The organism is Bacteroides sp. 224 (assembly GCF_010500995.1).
GTDB lineage: Bacteria > Bacteroidota > Bacteroidia > Bacteroidales > Bacteroidaceae > Bacteroides.
Window position 1 is genome coordinate 1 of record NZ_QVMK01000068.1, and the last position, 5,508, is coordinate 5,508.

Below are 5,508 nucleotides of genomic sequence, written 5' to 3' on the forward strand. Positions count from 1 at the left end.
TATCCATAGCTATTATTGTTGGTGAACCTAACAAAGGTAGCTATAACCCACAATTTACATTACCTTTGGCGACGAGTTTTTGTCATGGGTGTTTCATAACAATAATTTATAGAAGTTATACAATCAATTTTTATAATGCATCAAGATATTGCAGTCATAGGGCAGCACCAAGGATAGCGGTTCAATACTCTTTTTATTCCAAGCATCAGAAAAAAAAGGAAGATTGTGCCGATACGCCATTGGTCAGAATGAAATGCCCCGTAACCGCCATAGCGGTGCTGCATTATAGCTTTGCATGAAGAAAAATGATGTGACTTCGCTTAAAATGCAGTGATGAAGCAGGATTGAAATATTGCAGTGGGGTGGCTAAGGGTGTACTATCCATTCATATCGACAAGTATAGAATCTACTTGCGGTTGAACGAGAACCTATTCCAAAGAAGCCTGCCATCAGCCGGATGCGGTGGTTGCAGGAACCTATCTAATGACGCATCTGTCTATTGATGGACAGATGATATTGTATATGGTCATAATGGAGGCAGGACCGTGATATAAAGTACGTCTTGTAATGGTCTTGACATTTATTGACTCCCAGGAACAGTTGTTGCTAGGGGAATCCATTCAGGAATGGTTTTCCTGATTTTTATAAAGTGGCATGGTCGCCATTTGCGAACGAGAATAGGTATAAGAGGAGAACCCGAAAGGCAGAAAAAGAGTATAAGAAATTACCATGTTATATGTCTTTTAGAATTTTCTTACGTTGCTCAATAATACAATCAATTATCTTTTCTTTCGGCTCAAAACACAACTCGTTAGATTCATGAGATAAAGAAATATTATCTATCATCCTATTGTCTAGAAATGCATATTCTGACAATTGCAGAAATAAGCTAATCTTCTTCTCATTCCATTTCTTTATTGTACGAAGAAAGTTGGTCATTTTGATGAAATCATTTTCTTCGACAGCTTTTATGTACTCTTGAATAGAATAGTAAGATATCCCAAATAGTTGCAAGAATTTTCTTTCAATTTTTCTAAAAAAGCTCTCTCTTAGTTCCTCAATCAAACAATCAGTGGATTTTATGAAGTCAGAATCTCTATCAATTTCGAGTTCAAATGCTCCATCATTAATTGTTTCAAGCTGATAAAATTCAGTTAAAAAAGTTATATGCTTTGTCGATTTTATATATTTATCCCAATTTCTAATGGTATCAGTGAAAGATAAATTTATATGTTTCTCCAACTTTTTTTGAAGTGTATATATATAACTAAAGTAGGCATCAATTGAATTTGGGGCATAAATGTATGAGTCTTCAAATTCATTAACGTAGCCAATATGCATGAATTCAAATGAAAGATCTGCGACATCAATAAATATCCGATATATATGTGATTTTTCAAAAGGGATTATATTATTAAACTGAAATATTGTGTCTTTAACATTGTGTTCAATAATACAATTTGTCGTTTGCATTTTGGGTTTAGCCAATTCATTATACAGTATAAATCGAATGAGAATTTCGGCAAATATGGATTGATTTCGTAGAAAAAAAACATATTTTCTGAAGGCAATGTTATCATCTTCCTGTTCATGTGCTTTTAATTGATTGCGTAAAGTCCTGAGTGTATATTTGTAATCTGGAATATCTCTTTCTAACTCCGATATGTTTTTGTATTTTCCCGATCTCAATAATTTATAAAGATATGCGGATTGTTTATCGGCCAAATACTTTCTTATTGTTGTACCGGTATAGGCTTTGAAATCTTTATCAATTTTTGCTTTAGAAAAGGGACATTGTGAATAAATATCCTGATTACAGAGTTCTACTTTCGTATAATTTCTATCAATAAAATCAACTATTTTTTTAATATGTTCCATACGGCTGTTCTTTAAAAATTGAAATACAACCGCAAAAATAGACTATGATGAGAAAACAATAGGGAAAAAAATAGTATTATTAAGGAAAAAAATGATATTGATAATTCATCTTTTGTTTCTGGACTTAATACTCGTTTTCTCACAAGAAATGATACAATAAATAATACAATAAATAATAGTGGAGCTAAGGTGGTGGTTGTTTTTGTGTGGCACAAAAAAGAAAATCTTTATTTCCCTAGACAAAGGCTTGCTTATATATAAGTAAGCGTAAAACAGGAAAGACTTCTGCTTACCAAAAAAGAAAGGGTATAAAAGATTGAGGAGAAGTTTATTCCGGTACTTGTATAACACATACAAGAGGAAACTAAACTGATTTTTCCAAATTTTATTGAATCGTCATCACAGTAAGTTTAATCTGATCCTTGTATAATATATGCAAGAAGAAACTAAACCTCTTTAGGCAAAAAAGGATAGTGAAAGAAATGGGTAGGGCAGAGGAAGGTAAATCAAATTAAGGGTGGAACGTTCTTTTTTGGAAAGCAAAAAAATGGAGAATCAAATAACAGCTTGTGATAGAAAAAGTGTTTATTTGACCTTTATTGGTTATATACTTTGCTTTAAGGTATGAGAGAAGATGTATAGTATGATAATATTGGAATTGTAAAAATGTGGAGATACCTTATTTACATAAATTTTCATCTATTTCTATCATGTGTCTGCCGTTTGTGGTTCGCAAATTCTTGGCAACAGTGCTGATAGTAGAGTCTTTAAACCATTCGTGGAATGTAGTTATTATGAATTCAGCGGTAATGATGCCTTTTATATTATATTGATTTGCAATATTCCAAGCAAAATTCTTTAGTGATATTTGGGTTACATTTGGTTTTTGCTGGATGTGGAAGTCGATGGCTTTCAGAACCGCTTTATGTTTAATGAAGTGCTCAACACTCTCACTAATCATAAAAATCTCCTCCTGATTAAACCCTAGTTGATTGAAGGTGGCTCTGGTATATTCAAGAATCTTTTTGAACTTTTCTTCATCGGCTTTATTCTTTTGTGATGTGAATTGTTGGTGCTCTTTTTCAAATTGATCGTGGAATAACTCATATCGCTGTTGCAGACTACGTTCATATCTTGCCAACGTTTGGGTGTGAAAGTTCGGTGAATCAGCTAATATATTCTGTGATATTCTATTCATGAGGAACTCGCTTATTTTATGACAGCTTGCATAAAAAAAGTCACCAATGGTAAAGCACACAGGTACTAAAATTAGATGCCAAGGTATATTGAGATTTAGCCTATAACAAATCTCAAATGAAAAAAGGGTGGAAATTAAAATTATTACTCCAGTAATAATGGCTCTATATGTATGGCTTATTGCTTTGTTCATCTTCGAAGTTAGTTTTATTTATTTAAAGTTATAGATAGCATCATAAACAAAAGAAGAAATGGATAAAAATGGTATGTGTTTTAAGAAGTATTATATATTATCGTTTTCAGGGTATGATTTTGTGATAATAAATAGAACAATATAGCAAAATATGAAACATGTAGAATATTACAGGACGCGATTGATGTTTTTATACAAGGCTATAAATCCTCACTTTTTGAACTGGTATAATATACAATGAAGATAAATCTGACGGGGAATAAGCGGCTGATTTCGATTCATTGGGATATGTGAGTAAATAGAGTTTCTGATGAAGGTTGCTGAGAAAAATAGTTAAAGTATTTATTGATTCAAAGATCTTTTGGGTTGTGTTTGAAATAGCATATCTTTGTATTCATACTTTTAAAAAGACAAAATATAGTAGAATCTATTAATAACTTATGTAGGTTATAGAAGAATGTTAGTTATTGATATAATTGTGTTTAATTTGTACCTTTTGTTTCTTAAGTGTTTGAAAATCAGGCGATGTTAGATTTGAAGAAGTCAAATAAGGCGGATAATAAACGATAAGTAACGATAGTTATAAATAAACGAATGGGGTGTAACTCAATGAGTTATGCCCCATTTTTATATATACCCCTAAGAGCTAAGTTGCCAGAGACACCAATTAATTTAGCGCCAATATGCAAGACCAATTCTTATATGCGAGAGTCGATTCCTTGTAGGGAAATTCTATGAGTGAACCCCAAAAAAGAAACCGTTTTAAGTTTTACAGAATCTATTATTTCCCTCTTTTACCCTGCCCCTGTTGTTTTCCTTGCCCCTTCTTACTCTTTGAAGCCTTTGATTTTCCTATCCGTAAACCACTTGTTTCTTTCTTCTTCCTTCTTGGTTTTTCCTTTTCGACTGTTTCTGTGGATGCTTTTGCAGGCTTATCCGGATCTGCTTTTTTAGCTGCCAACTTAGCAACACTACTTGCTTTACGGTAATTAGTCTTTATGTCATACTCTTGCAGGGCTCTATTCATAGACTTATTACTATTGGCAGGCTTTTTACTTTGAATGATAGCTTTTGATTCTTCCAATAAATTAAATAACTCTTCCAGTTCGGAGGGGGTCAGGTTTCTCCAATTACCCTGACCTAAATTGCCTAACTTAATATTCATCACCTGAATACGTTCCAGTCTAAGTACTTCATAATCAAAATACTCGCACATACGACGAATTTGGCGATTAAGTCCTTGAATTAAAGAGATTTGAAAAGTATAAGGATTGATTTCTGTAATTTCGCAACGACGAGTAACACGATCAAGGATGGGTACGCCTTGTGCCATCTTGGTAAGAAACTCTTTGGTAATAGGCTTGTCTACTTTTACCAAGTATTCTTTTTTGTGATTGTTTCCTACACGAAGTATCTTATTAACGATGTCTCCATCGTTTGTTAAAAGGATTAATCCCTGTGAATCTTTATCTAAACGACCAATTGGAAATATACGCTGTTCGTGACTTATGTAGTCAATAATATTGTCTTTTTCGTTCGTGTCGGTGGTACTGACTACTCCAACAGGTTTATTAAAAGCAATATATATAGGTTCAATCTCATTCTTAATAAGCTCTCCATATACTTTTACTTTTTGTCCTGGTAGCACACGCATACCAATGCTTGCACGTTTACCATCAATAGTTACATGTCCTTCTTCAATAAGTCGATCTGCTTCTCGGCGAGAGCAGTAACCTGAACCACTAATATATCTATTAAGCCTGTATTCCATTTTCTAATTTAATGTATATCTTAGGCAAAGATATAGTAATTAAACTAAAATAGAGCTATATACTATCTACAATCTGATGTTGTTCTTTAAAGAACAATATACGCTCCTTATCTCCTGTTCCTGATATAAGAGTAAGCACAAATCCATGGCTGCCGAACCGCTGATACGTAAACTTGCTACTTTACCATAAAGTTTGTTGAGCACATTTGTGGCAACAGGTTTATAAGACTCTTGTGTCATATATAGAGAGCTAAGTTGAGGCTAATTCTTAAGCCCTTGAGTATTTATTCTCAAGCCTTTAAGTATCTATTCTCAAGCCGTTGAGAAAATATTCTTAAACTGTTGAGAAAAAGACAATCTACAGATAAATAATGTATGTTAACGTTTTTAGTTGACTACTTTCAGTCTTATTAATAGAATTGGTTGCCTCGGTTTATACTTAGTTATAAACTAGGTTGACCTTTTTCAT

Annotated in this window: 4 protein-coding genes; 1 reads left to right on the forward strand and 3 read right to left on the reverse strand. The window is 33.0% G+C overall.

Annotated elements, in window-relative coordinates; genetic code table 11:
* A partial coding sequence (locus D0T60_RS18670; protein ID WP_203558376.1) for a hypothetical protein occupies nucleotides 1–299 on the forward strand: 299 nt, incomplete at its 5' end.
* A gap of 433 nt (nucleotides 300–732) precedes the next feature.
* On the opposite strand, the gene D0T60_RS18210 is transcribed toward D0T60_RS18670, so the two are convergent.
* The 3 genes from D0T60_RS18210 to rluF form a co-directional block, all read right to left on the reverse strand.
* Nucleotides 733–1,878 carry a hypothetical protein gene (locus D0T60_RS18210; protein WP_163219863.1) on the reverse strand — a complete coding sequence of 382 codons (1,146 nt, stop codon included), beginning with the start codon at nucleotides 1,876–1,878 and terminating at the stop codon, nucleotides 733–735.
* 679 nt (nucleotides 1,879–2,557) lie between these two features.
* Nucleotides 2,558–3,076 (reverse strand): hypothetical protein, encoded by a 519-nt coding sequence (locus D0T60_RS18215; protein WP_163219865.1) that lies wholly within the window; start codon nucleotides 3,074–3,076, stop codon nucleotides 2,558–2,560.
* Between the two features lie 973 nt (nucleotides 3,077–4,049).
* Complete coding sequence (gene rluF, locus D0T60_RS18220) at nucleotides 4,050–5,039, reverse strand: 23S rRNA pseudouridine(2604) synthase RluF (RefSeq protein ID WP_163219867.1); 990 nt, start codon at nucleotides 5,037–5,039, stop codon at nucleotides 4,050–4,052.
* Between the last annotated feature and the right edge of the window lie 469 nt (nucleotides 5,040–5,508).